The sequence below is a fragment of the Pseudotabrizicola sp. 4114 genome, assembly GCF_031457365.1.
Taxonomy (GTDB): Bacteria; Pseudomonadota; Alphaproteobacteria; order Rhodobacterales; family Rhodobacteraceae; genus Pseudotabrizicola.
The window spans coordinates 399637-416558 of record NZ_JAVDWP010000002.1 but is presented as its reverse complement, the minus strand read 5'-3'; the positions used below and the strand labels follow the sequence as shown (position 1 = coordinate 416558).

Annotated in this window: 12 protein-coding genes; 6 read left to right on the top strand and 6 right to left on the bottom strand. The window is 61.8% G+C overall.

From position 1 onward, the window contains the following. Nucleotides 1-13: 13 nt before the first annotated feature. Both J2X53_RS06470 and mutS read right to left on the bottom strand, forming a co-directional pair. Nucleotides 14-973 (bottom strand): magnesium transporter CorA family protein, encoded by a 960-nt coding sequence (locus tag J2X53_RS06470; protein WP_349036655.1) that lies wholly within the window; start codon nucleotides 971-973, stop codon nucleotides 14-16. A gap of 92 nt (nucleotides 974-1065) precedes the next feature. Beyond that, a complete protein-coding gene (gene mutS, locus J2X53_RS06465) occupies nucleotides 1066-3669 on the bottom strand; it encodes a DNA mismatch repair protein MutS (RefSeq protein WP_349036855.1) in 2604 nt (867 codons plus the stop codon). 144 nt (nucleotides 3670-3813) lie between these two features. On the opposite strand from mutS, the gene J2X53_RS06460 reads away from it, so the two are divergent. Beyond that, on the top strand, nucleotides 3814-5535 hold the full coding sequence (locus J2X53_RS06460; RefSeq protein WP_349036654.1) for a glycosyltransferase family 61 protein: 1722 nt from the start codon (nucleotides 3814-3816) through the stop codon (nucleotides 5533-5535). A gap of 75 nt (nucleotides 5536-5610) precedes the next feature. Next, on the top strand, nucleotides 5611-7872 hold the full coding sequence (locus tag J2X53_RS06455) for an NADP-dependent malic enzyme (protein ID WP_349036653.1): 2262 nt from the start codon (nucleotides 5611-5613) through the stop codon (nucleotides 7870-7872). 34 nt (nucleotides 7873-7906) lie between these two features. Here the strand turns inward: J2X53_RS06455 and msrA are convergent, their stop codons facing one another. Continuing rightward, complete coding sequence (msrA, locus tag J2X53_RS06450) at nucleotides 7907-8500, bottom strand: peptide-methionine (S)-S-oxide reductase MsrA (RefSeq protein WP_349036854.1); 594 nt, start codon at nucleotides 8498-8500, stop codon at nucleotides 7907-7909. 183 nt (nucleotides 8501-8683) lie between these two features. On the opposite strand from msrA, the gene J2X53_RS06445 reads away from it, so the two are divergent. Continuing rightward, nucleotides 8684-9583 (top strand): D-amino acid aminotransferase, encoded by a 900-nt coding sequence (locus J2X53_RS06445; RefSeq protein ID WP_349036652.1) that lies wholly within the window; start codon nucleotides 8684-8686, stop codon nucleotides 9581-9583. Between the two features lie 54 nt (nucleotides 9584-9637). Then, entirely contained in the window at nucleotides 9638-10354 is a 717-nt protein-coding gene (locus tag J2X53_RS06440) for an HAD family hydrolase (protein WP_349036651.1), read from the top strand. Between the two features lie 46 nt (nucleotides 10355-10400). Here J2X53_RS06440 and J2X53_RS06435 read toward each other — a convergent pair whose 3' ends face one another. The 3 genes from J2X53_RS06435 to J2X53_RS06425 form a co-directional block, all read right to left on the bottom strand. Continuing rightward, the gene (locus J2X53_RS06435; RefSeq protein ID WP_349036650.1) at nucleotides 10401-11651 is read right to left on the bottom strand and encodes an argininosuccinate synthase; all 1251 of its coding nucleotides are present in this window, start codon (nucleotides 11649-11651) and stop codon (nucleotides 10401-10403) included. A gap of 115 nt (nucleotides 11652-11766) precedes the next feature. Beyond that, entirely contained in the window at nucleotides 11767-13095 is a 1329-nt protein-coding gene (locus J2X53_RS06430; RefSeq protein ID WP_349036649.1) for a surface lipoprotein assembly modifier, read from the bottom strand. A 4-nt stretch (nucleotides 13096-13099) separates the two neighbouring features. Beyond that, a complete protein-coding gene (locus J2X53_RS06425; RefSeq protein WP_349036648.1) occupies nucleotides 13100-13813 on the bottom strand; it encodes a hypothetical protein in 714 nt (237 codons plus the stop codon). A gap of 159 nt (nucleotides 13814-13972) precedes the next feature. On the opposite strand from J2X53_RS06425, the gene J2X53_RS06420 reads away from it, so the two are divergent. After that, nucleotides 13973-16150, top strand: a complete 2178-nt coding sequence (locus J2X53_RS06420; protein WP_349036647.1) for an ATPase — start codon at nucleotides 13973-13975, stop codon at nucleotides 16148-16150. Further along, complete coding sequence (locus J2X53_RS06415; RefSeq protein WP_349036646.1) at nucleotides 16147-16824, top strand: response regulator transcription factor; 678 nt, start codon at nucleotides 16147-16149, stop codon at nucleotides 16822-16824. The genes J2X53_RS06420 and J2X53_RS06415 overlap by 4 nt, the downstream gene beginning before the upstream one ends. Nucleotides 16825-16922: the final 98 nt, after the last annotated feature.

The following is a 16922-nucleotide window of genomic DNA, read 5'->3' as shown; positions in this document are numbered from 1 at the left end:
ATATGCCTGCCGCTTATAACCAGCGCCGCCACTTGAAGAACAGATAGGTGCCGACAGCCGAGGCCAGCATCATGCCCAGTGCCATCGGATACCCCATCGCCCATTTCAGCTCCGGCATCACCTCAAAGTTCATGCCATAGGCACTCGCGATCACGGTCGGGGGCAGAAACACGACCGCCACAACCGACACGATCTTGATGGTCTGGTTCTGGCTCAGGTTGATCATGCCCATCGTCGAATCGCTGGCCAGTGCAACCCGCGCTGACAGGTGGTCGGCATGAACTTCCAGTGCATGCAGATCGCGCATCAGCCCTTTAACTGTGGTTTTCAGGGCGGTCCCCCGATGCTCCGAAATAAGGCTCTGACCAAAATAGCTCACCGCCCGCTCGATGGTCAGCAAAGACAGCCGCACCCGCGCAATCTGCTCCCCCTCACGCCCGGTCCGGCGCAGGGCGGCCTGTAGTTGTGTGCTGTCGGTGGTTCCGTTCTCGCTATAGACTTCCCGCGCCAGTCCATCCAGCGCCCGCCCTGAGCCTTCCAGCAGATCAGCCAGCCGGCCGGTAATCTCTTCGATCAGGCTCAGGAACAGCTTTGCACTGTCAGTGCAGCCGGGCCCAACCTTGTTTGCCCGCTCAGGATAGGTCTCAAACGGGCGCGGCGCATGGTGGCGCACCGTAAACAGCCGCTCGGGCGTCATGATGAACGTCACCGGCCCTGAAACCGGCTCATTGCTTTCCGACATCCCCGGCAGCACCACTGTCATGTAGTCGACGCCTTCTTCGCGATACAGCCGGTTTGAGATTTCGATCTCTTCCATATCGGCCAGCGTGGGCACCTCTACCCCCATAGCCTGCACAGCCTGAATCTGGCTGTCCAATGGCCGGTAAAGATCAATCCAGACCGCCGCGTCCAGCGGCTGACCATTTGCCAGCTTGTCCAGTTTCATATCAATCGCGCGATAGGCAAACAGCATGGATCACTCCTGCAAAATCGAAAATATCAGCCTCTGTGTACTGCCATCCTGCGGATCGTCCAGCACCTGATCTGCCACGCTTCGGGCGCCGGCTACAGCAGCTGTTTCAGATCATAAACCAGCCGCAGCGCGTCGATCGGGCTCAGCTCGTCGGGGCGGATGTCCTGCAGCCGCGCCTCCACCGCCGAGGCTTTGGCAGCTGGCCTCGGGGCGGCACTGGGCACTGCTGCACGGAACAGCGGCAGATCGTCGATCAGCGCCATCTGCTTGCCGCCGTCGCGGTCACCCTTTTCCAGCGCTTCCAGCACGGTCTTGGCGCGGTCCACCACCGATTGCGGCAGACCGGCAAGCTTTGCCACCTGCACGCCATAGCTGCGGTCGGCGGCCCCCTTGCGCACCTCGTGCAGGAAGATCACGTCGCCTTCCCATTCCTTGACCGCGACGGCGGCGTTTTCCACGCCCGCCAGCTTACCCGCAAGCGCGGTCATCTCATGGTAATGCGTGGCGAACAGGGCGCGGCAGCGGTTGGTCTCGTGCAGATGCTCCAGCGTGGCCCAGGCAATCGACAACCCGTCATAGGTCGCGGTGCCACGCCCGATTTCATCGAGAATCACCAGCGCGCGGTCGTCAGCCTGATTGAGGATGGCGGCGGTCTCGACCATTTCCACCATAAAGGTGGACCGCCCCCGCGCCAGATCATCGGCGGCGCCCACGCGGCTGAACAACTGGCGGACCAGCCCGATATGGGCGCTGATGGCGGGCACAAAGCTGCCCGCCTGCGCCAGCAGGGCGATCAGCGCGTTCTGACGCAGGAATGTGGACTTACCCGCCATGTTCGGGCCGGTCAGCAACCAGATCGCCGGGGTAGAGGCATCGGTCAGCGCACAGTCATTGGCGACAAACGGGCCAGCGCCTTGCCGCTTCAGCGCACGTTCAACAACCGGGTGCCGCCCGCCGGTGATGCGAAAGGCGTGGCTGTCATCGACGGTGGGCTCAGACCAGTCTTCGGCCATCGCCAGATCGGCAAAAGCGCTGGCAAGGTCGATTTCGGCCAACGCACGGGCAGTCGCCCCGATCGGGCCGGATTGGGCCAGAATAGCGGCTTTCAGCCCATCATAGTGTCGTTTTTCAATCTCCAGCGCGTGGTTGCCCGCATTCAGAATCCGGGTTTCCAGCGCATTCAGCTCCACCGTCGTGAACCGGACTTGCCCTGCCGTGGTCTGACGGTGGATGAACAGATCGGGCTTGGCGCGCATCCGGTCTTCATGCGTGGTGGTCACTTCAATAAAGTAGCCCAACACGTTGTTATGCTTGATCTTCAGCCCCGGCACGCCGGACGCCTCGGCATAATCCGCCTGCATCTTGCCGATGACAGAGCGGCCCTCATCCCGCAGCGCCCGGGTTTCATCCAGCTCGCTGTCGTAGCCGGTGGCAATAAACCCACCGTCCCGGGCCATCAGCGGCGGTTCAGCCACCAAGGCGGCCTCCAGCAAATCCACCAGCTCCTCATGCCCCAACAGCGCCGTCGCGGCTTCAGCCAGCAGATCCGGCGCATTCTGGAGCAGGGGCTGCATCGCGCTGGCCTGCGCCAGCCCGGCGCGGATCGCGGCCAGATCGCGCGGGCCGCCCCGGTCCAGCGCAAGGCGCGACAGGGCGCGGTCAATGTCGGGCACCCGGCGCAGATGGCTGCGCAGATCCTCGCGCAATCGACCCTGTTCCAGCAGAAACCGCACCGATTCATGACGCGCGCGGATGGTGGGCAGATCGCAGGACGGGGCCGAAATGCGGCGTTCCAGCAGCCGCGCGCCTGCCGGGGTCACGGTGTGATCGACAGCGAGCAAAAGCGAGCCTTCGCGCCCGCCCGACAGCGCTTGTGTCAGTTCCAGATTGCGGCGGGTGGCAAAATCAATCTGCATCGCGCCGCCCGCCGCTTCACGCACGGGCGGGCGCAGCAGCGGAAGCTTGCCGCGCTGGGTCAGATCCAGGTAATCCACCAGCGCGCCCATCGCCGACACCTCGGCCCGGTCAAAGCTGCCGAACGCATCGAGGGATGACACGGCAAACAGCGCGCAAAGCCGCTTTTCCGCCGAAACAGAGTCGAAACTGCCACGTGACAGCGGCGTCAGCGCCGCGCCCATATCCGCCGCAATCGAGGCAAGCTCGCGGTCGTGGCTGTCGCTGACCAGCACCTCACGCGGCGCAAGCCGCGCCAGTTCCGGCGACAGCCGCGACAGCGGGCAGGGGGTCACGCGCAGCTCACCCGTGGAAATATCGGCCCAGGCGAGGGCCGCAGACTCGCGCACCTCGGACCAGGCGCACAGGTAATTGTGCCGCCGCGCGTCCAGCAGCGCATCTTCGGTCAGCGTGCCGGGGGTCACCAGACGCACCACATCGCGTTTCACAACCGACTTCGACCCGCGCTTTTTCGCCTCGGCCGGGTCTTCGAGCTGTTCTGCAATGGCGACGCGAAAGCCTTTGCGGATCAGCGTCAGCAGATAACCTTCAGCGGCATGCACCGGAACGCCACACATCGGGATCGGCTCACCCTGATGAAACCCGCGTTTGGTCAACGCAATATCGAGCGCCTGCGCTGCGGCGAGGGCGTCGTCGAAGAACATCTCGTAGAAATCGCCCATGCGGTAGAACAGCAGGGCCCCGGGATTGGCCTGCCGGATCTCCAGATATTGCGCCATCATCGGCGTCACTTGATCGTCTTGCGCCACGCACGGCCCCCCTGCTGCGGGCCTGACCCTACAAAACCGGGGCGGTGGGGGAAAGGCCTATCCCGACTGGACCTGTCTTGCGCCCGTGCTAGGGTGCGGCTGACGGTGGAGGGCAGGGTGCGCAATCAGGTAGATCACGCGACAGAGCCAGAGGCGCTGTTTCTGGACCCGGCGCGCGATGCCGGCGTGGGCTTTGTCACGGCCCCGGCATACTGGTGGCGGCTGCGCCCGGCTGCGGTGATCGAAGGCTTTGCCGCCTCGGGCTCGGACGCGATGAATGCGCGGATAGAGACGCATTTGCGGCAGGTGAAACGGCACCGGACCTTTGCGCGGGTGGCCGAATTCAACGTGGTGCCAGTGGTGCTGACCGGGGCGGCGTTCCGCAAGTCGTTTGCGATGGCGGGCGGAAAGTGTCTGCTGAACGGCGCTGCCGGGGCGCGGCTGCTGAACCGTTTTGGCTATGAAGCGCGGGCAGGGCAGGATGCCGAGGCGGTTCTGGCGCGGTATTTCTCCGGGTGTCGTGCGGCCAATGGCGCCGCGCGTTTGCCTTTGGCTGCGGTGCCACAAGGGGTGGATTTTGCGGTCGAGTGTCGCAATACCTTCAACTACTTCCACTTCCTGACCGAAACGCTGCCTCAACTGACGGTGCTGGATGGTATGGATTTCCGGGGCAGGGTCTTTCTGCATTTCCCCAACCATCCCGACAAGACGCGCGCCTTTGTGCGCGGGTTCATCGAGGCGCTGTTTCCTGAACTGGCCGCGCGGCTGGTGCTGGAGCGGGCACCGAAAGACTACGCGTCGGTGCTGTCGGCCTACAGCTTTCAGTGGACCTATTTCCAGATGCCGCCTGCGGTGATCGGCTCGCTGGATGGGCTGGCCCCGTCGGATCTGTCCTGGCACGGGCATGGCGGGTCGCGCACCACGCGGGCGGTGCTGGCGATGAATTCGGTGGAAAGCAGCCTGCTGGCTTTGCGCGCGCGGGCGCTGCGGGCGGTGGCGGATGGTGATTTCAGCCATCTGCCCAAGCGGGTCTATATCGCCCGCGCGCCGGGGCAGGCCCGCGACCGGCAGATGCAGGGCGAAGCAGAGCTGGTAGAGCTGCTGGAGGCGTTCGGTTTTGTCCGGTTGGCGTTCGAGGATCTGACTCCGCTGGAGCAGATCGCGCTGATGGCACAGGCCGAGGTGGTGGTGTCGGCGCATGGGGCGGGTTTTGCCAATATGCTGTTCGCCAACCCCAAGGCGACGGTGATCGAGATCGGCACCTTGCAGACCGCGCAGATCAGGGGCGGGGATTTCTGGCCGCTCGCCCATGCCTCTGGCTGCCGCTATGTCTCATTCATTGCTGATCACCACAGCGATGCACCCGAAGAAATGCCCGAGTTTACGACCGATGGCATCGTGCCGGTGCATCTGACCGAGCGCGGGCTGGGCCGGATCATGGCGTTCGTGGCGGCACTGTGTGGTCATGTGCCCCGGCTGAACCGGGCCGAAGACGTGGCGCGACTGGCCGGGCAATTGCTGCGCAGCGGGCACCTGACTCCAGCAGAGGCGGTTCTGAACCGGCATCGCGATTTGGTGTCAGCCAGCGCAGATCTGTGTCTGTTGCAGGCCGATCTGCACAAGGCGCGGGCGGAATGGGGCGCCGAGCTGGTCGCACTCTATGCGGCGCGGCAGGCCGACCCCGGCCGCTGGCAAACGCTGGCGCAGGTGCTGTGGTGCGCCCGTCGTCTGGGCAAGACCGAGGTGCAGGTCTGGGCCATCCGCTTGTTGCAGGCCGAATTCCCCGACCGGATCGCAGGGCTGGCCAAGGGGCGCGACTGGGTGCAGCAACTGCTTTGACCGCGCCACGTGCCGATTGTGCGGTGCGCTTCGCCCCGTTATGACGGAACAGACCCATCAAGGAACATATGGCCCATGTCCTCGAAAAACCGTGTTACCCCCGAAGAAGCGCTTGCCTATCATCTCGAACCGCGCCCCGGCAAATATGAGGTGATCGCCTCGACCCCGATGGCAACGCAGCGCGATCTGAGCCTCGCCTATAGCCCCGGTGTGGCTGTGCCGGTGCAGGCCATCGCCGACAATCCGGCACTGGCTTATGACTATACGGTCAAGGGCAATATGGTGGCGGTGATCTCGAACGGCACCGCCATCCTGGGTATGGGCAACCTTGGCGCGCTGGCCAGTAAGCCGGTGATGGAGGGCAAGGCGGTGCTGTTCAAGCGCTTTGCCGATGTGAACGCCATCGACATCGAGCTGGATACCGAAGACCCGGAAGAGATCATCAAGGCGGTGTCCTTGATGGGCCCGACCTTTGGCGGCATCAACCTTGAAGATATCAAGGCGCCCGAGTGTTTCATCATCGAACAGCGGCTGAAAGAGATCATGGACATCCCGGTGTTTCATGACGACCAGCACGGCACGGCGGTGATCTGTGCGGCGGGGCTGATCAATGCGCTGGAGATTTCGGGCAAGAAGATCGGCGATGTGCGGATCGTGCTGAACGGCGCGGGGGCGGCGGGCATCGCCTGTCTGGAGCTGCTGAAATCCATGGGCGCGAAGCATGACAACTGCATCATGTGCGACACCAAGGGCGTGATTTATCAGGGCCGAACCGAGGGCATGAACCAGTGGAAATCGGCCCATGCCGCCAACACGCCCTTGCGCACGCTGGAAGAGGCGATGCGGGGCGCCGATGTGTTCCTTGGCGTCTCGGCCAAGGGTGCTGTGACGCCGGAAATGGTCTCGAACATGGCGGAAAACCCGGTGATCTTTGCCATGGCCAACCCCGACCCCGAGATCACGCCGGAAGAGGCGCATGCCGTGCGGCCCGATGCAATCGTGGCCACCGGGCGCTCGGATTACCCAAATCAGGTCAACAACGTACTGGGCTTCCCCTATCTGTTCCGGGGCGCTTTGGACATTCACGCTCGTGCCATCAATGACGAGATGAAGATCGCCTGCGCCCGCGCGCTGGCCGCGCTGGCCCGCGAAGACGTGCCGGATGAGGTGGCGATGGCCTACGGGCGCAAGCTGTCGTTTGGCCGCGATTACATCATCCCCACGCCGTTTGACCCACGGCTGATCTATGTGATCCCGCCCGCCGTGGCCAAGGCGGGGATGGATACCGGCGTGGCGCGGCGGCCGATCATCGACCTGAAAGCCTATGAACAGAGCCTGAAATCGCGGATGGACCCGACCGCCAGCATCCTGCAGGGCATCCATGCCCGCGCCAAACAGGCGCAGGCCCGGATGATCTTTGCCGAGGGCGATGACCCGCGCGTGTTGCGCGCCGCCGTCGCCTATCAGCGCGCCGGTCTGGGCAAGGCCATCGTCGTCGGGCGCGAGACCGATGTGCGCGACAAGCTGGAGGCGGCGGGTCTGGGTGACGCGGTGCGCGAGCTGGAGGTGGTGAACGCCGCCAACACCCGCCATCTGGAGACCTACAAGGACTTTCTCTACAAACGCCTGCAACGCAGCGGCCATGACGGCGAGGATATCCACCGCCTTGCCGCCCGCGACCGGCATGTGTTTTCGGCCCTGATGCTGCAACACGGCCATGGCGATGGGCTGGTGACCGGCGTGACCCGCAAATCCGCGCATATCCTGTCACTCATCAACCATGTGTTCGATGCAACCGCCGCCGACGGCGCGGTCGGAGTGACAGCGCTGCTGCACAAGGGCCGCATTTTGCTGATCGCCGATACTTTGGTGCAGGAATGGCCGGAACCCGAGGATCTGGCGACCATTGCGATCCGCTCGGCGGGCGTGGCGCGGTCATTGGGGCTGGAACCGCGCGTGGCCTTTGTGTCGTTCTCGACCTTTGGCCATCCGGTCTCGGAACGGGCGACAAAAATGCACGCAGCGCCGCGTGTGCTCGACCAGATGGGCGTCGACTTTGAATACGAAGGCGAGATGACCGTCGACGTCGCCCTGAACATGGAGCAGATGAAGAATTACCCGTTCTGCCGCCTGAGCGGCCCGGCCAATATTCTGGTGGTGCCAGCGCGGCATTCGGCCAGCATCTCGGTCAAGCTGATGCAGGAAATGGCAGGGGCGACGGTGATCGGGCCGATCCTGACCGGCGTGAAAAAGCCGATCCAGATATGTTCCACGAATTCGACGGTGAACGACATTCTGAACATGGCGGTGATGACCGCCTGCAAGATCGGCCAGTAAGGCAAAAGGCTCGCCCTTTCGGGCGGGCCTTTGATCACTTGGCAAAAGCCGCCTGATTGCCCCAGATCTGTTTCACGCGCGCATCGCGGCCGCAGGCCTGACGGTAAAACGTATAGGCGTTCTTTTTCTGCTTCGGCCCGGCGCGGGTCAGGATAATGTCAGAGCTTTTGTAGTAATCCTGATGATAGGCCTCGGCCTTCCAGAAGGTGCTGGCGGGCAGCACCGGGGTCACGATCTTTTTGCCCAGAACACGCCCGGCCTCGGCCACCGCCGCCTCGGCAGCGGCCTTTTGCGCATTGTCAGAGACGAAAATCGCCGTGCGGTAAGCCGGGCCACGGTCACAGAACTGGCCGCCATTGTCGGTCACATCGACAGATCGTAGGAACAGCGCGATCAGCTGGTCATAGCTGATCTTGCTGTTGTCAAAGGTGATCTCGACTGCCTCATAATGCCCCTCATGGTTCGGATAGGTCGGGTTCTGCATCGTGCCGCCGGTATAGCCCGACACCACAGACCGCACCCCCGGCACCTTTTCAAAATCCGACTCGACGCACCAGAAACAGCCCCCGGCCACAATTGCCTTTTCCGTCGCGGCGCGGGCGGTGCCGGTTGCTGCCAGCATCACCATCAGGCCCACGCCTGCCAGAATGGATATCACCCGTTGCATCGCACTCTCCATTATTCTGCGCTGACAGGATCATCCTTGCCCCCCTGCGTCCACACACCGCCGCGTGATGTCACGCATTGGTGATCCTGCCCCTTCCCCTTGCCGCGCGCCCGCCGTAGCCTGAGCGAAAACCCGGAGAACGCGATGACAGATGACGTGTCCACCCATCAGGCCGAAGATGACGCCCGCAACGAAGAGATCCTGATCTGGGTCAACGGCACGCTGAAGCCACGCGCGCAGGCGCTGGTCTCGGTCTACGATTCCGGCTTCATGCTGGGCGATGGCGTGTGGGAGGGGATCAGGCTCTATTATGGCCGCTGGACCTTTCTCGACGAACATATGGACCGGCTGTTCGAGGCGGCAAAGGCGATCGACCTTGATATCGGCATGACCCGCGATCAGATCATCACCGCCGTGCTGGAAACGCAAACAGCCAACGCAATGACCACCGATGCCCACGCCCGGCTGATGGTGACGCGGGGGGTAAAGACCCGGCCATTCCAGCATCCGAAACTTTCACAGCGCGGCCCCACGGTGGTGATCATCATGGAGCATTCGCGCCCGAAACTGCCGCGCCCGATCCGGCTGGCCACGGTGCCGCATCTGCGCGGGCTGCCGATGACCCAAGACCCAAAACTCAACTCGCACTCCAAGCTGAACTGCATCCTCGCCTGCATCGCCGCCGAAAAGGCCGGCGCGGATGAGGCGCTGATGCTGGATGTGCATGGCTTTGTGAACACCACCAACGCCTGCAACTTCTTTGTCGTGAAAAAGGGCCAGGTCTGGACCAGCACCGGCGACTATTGCATGAACGGCATCACCCGAGCCAAGGTCATCGACCTGTGCCGCGCCAATGGCATCCCGGTGTACGAGCGCAACTTCAGTCTGGTCGATACCTACTCCGCCGATGAAGCCTTCCTCACCGGCACCTTCGGCGCGCAAACCCCGGTCGGTGTGATAGATGGTCGGCAGATCGGCACCGGCCAGATCGGCCCGATGACCGAACGCATCCGCGCGTTATACAAGACCCTGGTCGGCGCATGAACGTATGGCTGCAAGCCATACGCGGGCCACACATCAACCATACGGAAACCAGCCATGAAAATCGCGATGTGGTCCGGGCCACGCAACCTGTCCACCGCCATGATGTACGCCTTCGCCGCGCGGGGCGATTGCGCGGTCTGGGATGAACCGTTCTACGCGGCCTATCTGCGGGAAACCGGAATCGACCATCCGATGCGCGACCAGATTGTCGAAGCGCATGAGGATGACCCGGCCCTGATCGCCGCCGCCTGTATTGGCGAAATTCCGCAGGAACAGAGCCTGTTTTACCAAAAACACATGACCCTGCACATGATCCCGCAGTTCGACCGCCAGTTCATGCGCAGCCTGACCAACGTGTTCCTGATCCGCCACCCGGCGCGGGTGGTCGCGTCTTATGCGAAAAAGCGCGAGGGGCCGACGCTGGCGGATATCGGCTTTGTTCAGCAGGCAGAGCTGTTCGCGCAGGCCGCAGACTGGCTGGGCGAGCCGCCCTTGGTGATCGACAGCGCCGACATCCGCGCCAACCCCCGCGCCGCCCTGAGCCGGCTCTGCGCGGCGCTGACAATTCCGTTTACAGACAACATGTTACACTGGCCCGCCGGACCAAAACCGTTTGACGGCGTCTGGGCCCCGCATTGGTATGGCGCCGTCCATCGGTCAACAGGGTTCGAAGACCCGGAGGGATCCTTGCCGGAGTTGCCCCCCGAGTATCAGGCCATCGTCGATGAAGCGCTACCGTTTTACGAAAAACTAACCGCGCATAAGATATGAAAAAGGGCCGGATGACCGGCCCTTTTCGCGGCAAGAGAGCCGGTTTTCAGCCCTTGTCCGCCACCCGTGCGTTCCGTGTGGCAATCAGTTTCAGGCGCAGCGCGTTGAGGCGGATGAAGCCAGCGGCGTCTTTCTGATCGTAGGCACCGGCGTCGTCTTCAAAGGTCACATGTGCCTCGGAATACAGCGAGTGGTCCGACCAGCGGCCAACGCAGGTGGCGGAACCCTTGTACAGCTTCAGCCGCACGGTGCCGGACACATGTTCTTGCGATTTGTCGATCAGCGCCTGCAACATCTCGCGTTCCGGGCTGAACCAGAAGCCGTTGTAGATCAGTTCCGCATAGCGCGGCATGATCGAGTCCTTCAGATGGCCCGCACCGGCATCCAGCGTGATCTGTTCGATACCGCGATGCGCCTCCAGCAGAATGGTGCCGCCGGGGGTCTCGTAGATGCCACGGGATTTCATGCCGACAAAGCGGTTTTCCACGAAATCGAGCCGACCGATGCCATGCTTGCCGCCCAGTTCGTTGAGCCGGGTCAGGACGGTGGCGGGCGACAGGGCTTCACCGTTGATGGCAACCGCATCGCCCCGTTCAAACGAAACTTCAATGTATTCAGGTGTATCCGGCGCAGCCTCGGGCGAAACCGTGCGCTGATACACATATTCCGGCGCCTGCTCGGCCGGGTTTTCCAGCGCCTTGCCTTCGGAGGAGGTGTGCAACAGGTTGGCATCGACCGAGAACGGCGCTTCACCGCGCTTGTCCTTGGCGATCGGAATCTGGTTCACCTCGGCAAACTCGATCAGCTTGGTGCGGCTGGTCAGATCCCATTCGCGCCAAGGGGCGATGACGCGGATCGACGGGTCAAGCGCATAGGCCGACAGCTCGAACCGGACCTGATCATTGCCCTTGCCGGTCGCGCCATGGGCCACCGCTTCGGCCCCATGCTTATGGGCCAGATCGACCAGATGTTTGGAGATCAGCGGCCGCGCAATCGAGGTGCCCAGCAGATACAACCCCTCGTACAGCGCATTGGCGCGGAACATCGGGAACACGTAGTCGCGCACGAATTCTTCACGCACGTCAACAATGTGGATGTTCTCGGGCTTGATGCCCAGCAACTCTGCCTTGGCGCGGGCAGGCTCCAGCTCTTCGCCCTGACCCAGATCGGCAGTGAAGGTGATGACCTCACAGCCGTATTCGGTCTGCAGCCATTTCAGGATGATCGAGGTATCCAGACCGCCGGAATAGGCGAGGACGACTTTTTTGGGCTTTGCGATGGGCTTGGTGGTCGACATGGGCACGCTCCCTTGGGGATTTGCGCGGGCATAAGGCGAAATGCAGGAAAGGGCAAGAAACATGACAGAGTTGGGCTGATGACGGGGCACCTGATTATGTCGCCGCAAGGTGGTATCAGAATGAGCGGGTCAGGCCGATGGATGCGGTCAGGTTCTGATAGCTGTTGATAACGATCGAAGATCGCCGCCGTTCGACTCCGATCTTCAAAACCGGCGAAAAGCCCCGATGCGACCAATTCTGATTGTTGATCTGCACCATTGCCGCCGACTTGTGGTCTACCCGACGCACCCCGAACAGGGGATGAACCCCGACAAAACTGTCGTGTTCATAGCTCAGCATCAGGCCAGCCCGCAGTCCGCCCGAAAAGCTGTATTGCCCGCCAAGACTCAGGCCAAAGGCCTGTCCGGCGGCGAGCTGATTTGCGCTATGCCGCCGTTCGGCGCGGGCGGCGGCCAGAAGCTGGATTTGAGGCGTTGCGATGTGGCTGACCTGAAAGCTGATCGCGGTTCTGTTCACATCATAGCTTGGCTGAACATAGCTGAGCCGTTCGTGTACGAATAAGGTTGTCACATTGGTCTTGGCACCAACCAGCCGTGAATGGCGCAGGTCTATGCCATGACTGCGGGAATACACCGACGTGTCCAGCCAGCGGTGAGCGGCAAATACGTCTGCCGAAAACTGTCGTCCACGGTCCCCGAAATGCAACAGGCCGGCCCCGATACGCAAGGTCACATCCTCGGGCGCGCGGCCGTCAAATGTACGTCCCTGAACGTCAAAGGCCAGACGTGCGCGCAGATTGTCAGACAGTTTTGGCAAAGCGGCAAGGCCAAAGCCCAGCTCGGCCCCGACCGCCGATTGCGCTTGTGCGCCGGGTTGCAGGCGAAAGGTCAGCCCGCCCAACGAGACCGTCTCGGCTGCGGTGCGGCGCGCAGCGTTGCTTTCCGGCACGAGCGCAAAGCGAAGGTAGCCCTGCCAGTCCTTGCTGGTGTCGATCTTGTCAATTTCAGCCTGAACACGCGCCTGCAGGGCCGGCTGCAACCCGGCCCCGCTGGCAAGCGTAAAATGATAACGGGCTCGATCTGACTGCCCGGCGCGCAGCAGCGCAAGGGCAAGTTCAAGCCGGAAATCAGCCTTTGCCGGCGCCAGGGCAACCAGTCTGTCGAGCGGCGCGATGGCGGCGCGGGGGCGATTCAGGCGGTTGTAGGCAACACCCAGAACCCAGAGCTTGCGGATTGACCCGGCCCGATCTGTCGGCTGGTAGGCATGAACCAGTGCCAGCGCTTTTTCAGTCTGGCCGGACTGCATCGCCTGCTCGGCTGAATCCAGCGGCGAAGTCATTGCGACGAACGGAAAAAGGCAGAGGATAAGAGCCAGCAGCGACAGTTTCATACACAGGCTTTCGGGAATAAGGGCGGGGCTGACCGGCCCCGCCCTGAAGGTCATTTTATTACTTGTTTAAATAAATGACGCCGCCGATTCCTGCATCAAAGATTGCCGGATTGCTGCTGCCTTCTTCTTTGAAGCCACCAGAGACGACGCCGACCATGCTTTCGGCACCGGGGCCGTGGAAGTTGCCACCGACCAGAACCGTAGCTTCGATATTGCCTTCTGAACCAGACAGGTCGCCGGACATCCCGAACTGGAATGAGCCGGTGTTGAGTTCAGGAATGGTCACGCCCGCCACGACCGATGATGGCACCGATGTCCGTGCAATGGTTCCGCCAATGCCAGCGTCAACACCCAGTGTACCGGTCAGCGTTTCGCTGGCACCCGAAACCACGTCTGTCACCACGATATTGCTGGCTGTGCCGGAAAATGGGTTGGTGGTCTGACCATCGGCCCAATCGACGGTCACCTTGACATCGCCAATGACCTCAACATTCTGATTGATCTTGCCAATAGAGCCGCTGTTGACCCCGGCTTTGAACTGACCGTTGTACTCGGCAGCCAGACGCGTGGGCATGTCTGTGGTCGGACCTTTGTTGCTGGCCGCGTCATAGGCCGCTTCAAATCCTGTGGAGCCGCCACCACCGCCGCCTGCACCACCGCCGCCACCACCAGCGCCGCCTGCGCCCGCGCCTCCACTATTGCCCAGACACCCAGACAGGGCTGACATAACGCCAAGACACAATACCGATTTCAAAATGGTCTTACTGTTCATCCGTAGCTCCAGATCACTTTCACTTTATGGCGCTACTTTGTCTGACAGTCCTGAATGCGTCTCCCCCCTGTTCAGGGGGTATGCACAAAAATATTGCTAATACATGTCAGAGAGTGCGAACAAAGATTATTCAGATTTCAAGCAAGAAGCAGGATCAGAATGCAAAGGAAACTTGCACCGGGCATTCTTCTCGTCGGGGCGCTGATCATGGCACTTCTCTTTGCGGGGCTTTGTATCAAAGCTGCGGTTAGCCGCCCGTGGCTTGGGCTTGATCTGGGGATTCAGGCAGACACTGTTATAATTGAAAAAGTCGAGGAAGGTCATTCGCTCGCGGGCAATTCCGGTGCAAAGCTTCTGGCCATTGGTACGCCGGGCAGTCCGGCAGTGGCTCTGGAGCCGGAGGATCTGGTCGAAGAGCCGGATACACTTGGGGACAGCACACGCCTGCGCCGGTTTTATGACCGGCAGGCCCAACTTGATACGATCCTGCGCAGCGAACAGGTTCTGGCGGTCATCGAAAACAACGGGCGTCAGGAAACGATAACTGCCGTGCCCGCGCCCTCCCGACCCGTCTCCGATCTGCCGTGGCAATTCTGGACACAGCTGTTTGTCGGCGTGGTTGGCTGGACGCTGGGGGCCTGGGTCGTCGCCTTGCGGCCCAACGATACCTCGGCGTGGATGCTGCTTGTCGCGGGTCTTGGGCTGTCATTTGCCGCCCAGGCGGCGGCGATTTACAGCACACGGGAGCTGGCGCTGGATTTTGAGACCTATGCTGTTGTCAGCCGCATAAACGGATTTGGCACATTGCTGTTCGGTGTTGGCATGGTCACGCTGTTCCTGATCTATCCAAAGCGTCTGGTGCGGGGCATCGCCATTGGTCTGCCGGCCATCGCGATCGGTGCCGGGGCATTTTACATGATCATTCCGGGATGGCCGGGAAATGTCCCCCTGTTGCAGCCGTTTGTCGCATTGATCATGGTCGTGCTTCTGGTTGCGATTGCCGAGCAGTTTCTGGCCAATCGCCGCGACCCGGCGGCGCGTGCCATGCTGGGCTGGCTTGGCCTGTCTGTCGTGCTGGGCGCCGGGGGTTTTGTGTTGACCGTCATTATCCCCCCGCTTCTGGGGCGGCCAACGGTCATCGAGCAAAGCACGGCGTTTTTGCTTTTTCTGATCATCTATATCGGTGTTGCGCTGGGCGTCACGCGGTACAGGTTGTTTGATCTGGCGGACTGGTCAATTGGCGTTCTGTCCTATGCCATCGGTGTGGTACTGTTGCTGGTTCTTGACGCGCTGCTGATTTACGGTCTGGCGCTGGATCAATTGCCCGCGCTCAGCGTTTCCCTTGCGGTGGTCTGTCTGATCTATCTGCCGTTGCGAAATCGCATCGCCGAATGGCCACAACGCGGCATGATGATGCCGATGGAAGAGCTGTACCGACTGATTACAGAAATCTCTCATCTGCCGGAGAGCAAACAACAGGTGGACAGCATAAAGGCGCTGTGGGGTGACATCTTTCATCCGCTGGCCATCCGCCAGACCACAGGGGATGAGATTGGCTATAAATCACCCGCAGCGCCGACCCTTGCCGATGATGGCCGCACGCTTTTCCTGCCCGCGGGCCTCAACTTCCCCGCGTTTCGCCTTGATTACGCGGGCCAGGGCGCGCGGCTGTTTTCTTCGCGCGATACAAAGCAGGCGGCGACGATCGTTCATCTGCTCGATGACACTTTGGGCCGTCACCGCGCCTACAGGCAGGCGGTAGAGGCTGAGCGGACGCGCATCAACCGGGACATGCATGACAACATCGGCATTCTGCTGCTCGGCGCGCTGCACAACCCCGATACTGACCGGAAAAACAGTCTCATCCGGCAAACCCTGTCCGATCTGAGAGAGATTGTTTCAAACCCGATGCAGGAGCCTTTGCCGCTGCGCCATCTGATTGCAGATCTTCGCGCTGAACTGGGCGAGGCGATGGAGGCTGCGGGGGTGGCGTTGCGCTGGGAAAAGTCTGATCTGCCCGATATCGAAATCCCCACGCGGACCATCCGGTTGCTTCAGGCCTTTCTGCGGGAAGGTGTCAGCAACATTCTGCGGCATTCAGGCGCGCAATGTGCAGTCGCCACCGTTGATGTGGCAGAAGGCCAGATTTCTGCAACGCTCTGGGACAATGGGCCAGGATTTGATGTTGAAAATGCGTCCTTGGGGAACGGCCTGAAAAACCTGCGCAGCCGGATGCTGCAATCCAGCGGCACCTTTGTGATTTCGTCGTCAGCGTCGGGGACGCGGGTGTCGGCAAGCGTGCCTTTGGACCTGTCTCGCGAAAGGAGGATGGCATGAAGCATGTTCTGATCGTTGAGGATGTGGCCGAGGCACAGCGCTGGCTGTCAGAGATCGTGAGTACGGCCTTTCCATATGCGGAGATAAGAACGGCAAACTCGGTGTGGGCGGCCAATGCGCAGATCGACGCCCCGCTGGACCTGGCGCTGATTGATCTGGGCCTTCCGGATGGGTCTGGCCTGGATGTCTTGCGATCTGCCCGCAAGGCGCACCCACAGGCAACCTGCATCGTCACAACCGTGATGAGCGATGATGCCAGCATCGTGGGCGCATTGTCTGCCGGGGCAGATGGCTATCTTCTGAAAGAGGCTGCGCCAGCCGTTTTGATCCGGCAGCTTGAGCAGTTGTCGATCGGCCTGCCTGCCCTGTCCCCCGCCGTTGCCCGCCGTGTGATGGAACATTTCCGCCTGACCGGCCCGGTGTCAGAGGCCGAGGCGCAGCTGACCCAGCGGGAGGCGCAGGTATTGGACCTTATTTCCAGAGGGCTGCGCAACTCTGAAGTTGCCGCCCAGATGGGCATCGCCAGCACAACGGTTGCAGGATACATCAAGATTATCTACCGGAAGCTGGGCATTGGTTCGCGTGCAGAAGCTGCGTGGCACGCTGCACGGCTTGTTTCAAAACCAGACTCCGTTGGCGAACGACCCTTCGCTGCGCCCGGCAGTCATGACTGAGGCCGGACAGGCGCATTCTGTCATCTGATCAAAGGTGCGCTGCGGATCATGTTTCAGCAGAAACCTGATCCGCAGTCTGTCGTTTGCGCCCCGTCCGA

Bases quoted from the DNA above. Each gene is read 5' to 3' on its own strand.
- mutS (WP_349036855.1), bottom strand. From the start codon at position 3,669: ATGATGGCGCAATATCTGGAGATCCGGCAGGCCAATCCCGGGGCCCTG.
- J2X53_RS06415 (WP_349036646.1), top strand. From the start codon at position 16,147: ATGAAGCATGTTCTGATCGTTGAGGATGTGGCCGAGGCACAGCGCTGG.
- msrA (WP_349036854.1), bottom strand. From the start codon at position 8,500: ATGGTGATGCTGGCAGCAACCGGCACCGCCCGCGCCGCGACGGAAAAG.
- J2X53_RS06425 (WP_349036648.1), bottom strand. From the start codon at position 13,813: ATGAACAGTAAGACCATTTTGAAATCGGTATTGTGTCTTGGCGTTATG.
- J2X53_RS06455 (WP_349036653.1), top strand. From the start codon at position 5,611: ATGTCCTCGAAAAACCGTGTTACCCCCGAAGAAGCGCTTGCCTATCAT.
- J2X53_RS06435 (WP_349036650.1), bottom strand. From the start codon at position 11,651: ATGTCGACCACCAAGCCCATCGCAAAGCCCAAAAAAGTCGTCCTCGCC.
- J2X53_RS06430 (WP_349036649.1), bottom strand. From the start codon at position 13,095: ATGACCTTCAGGGCGGGGCCGGTCAGCCCCGCCCTTATTCCCGAAAGC.
- J2X53_RS06470 (WP_349036655.1), bottom strand. From the start codon at position 973: ATGCTGTTTGCCTATCGCGCGATTGATATGAAACTGGACAAGCTGGCA.
- J2X53_RS06440 (WP_349036651.1), top strand. From the start codon at position 9,638: ATGAAAATCGCGATGTGGTCCGGGCCACGCAACCTGTCCACCGCCATG.
- J2X53_RS06445 (WP_349036652.1), top strand. From the start codon at position 8,684: ATGACAGATGACGTGTCCACCCATCAGGCCGAAGATGACGCCCGCAAC.
- J2X53_RS06420 (WP_349036647.1), top strand. From the start codon at position 13,973: ATGCAAAGGAAACTTGCACCGGGCATTCTTCTCGTCGGGGCGCTGATC.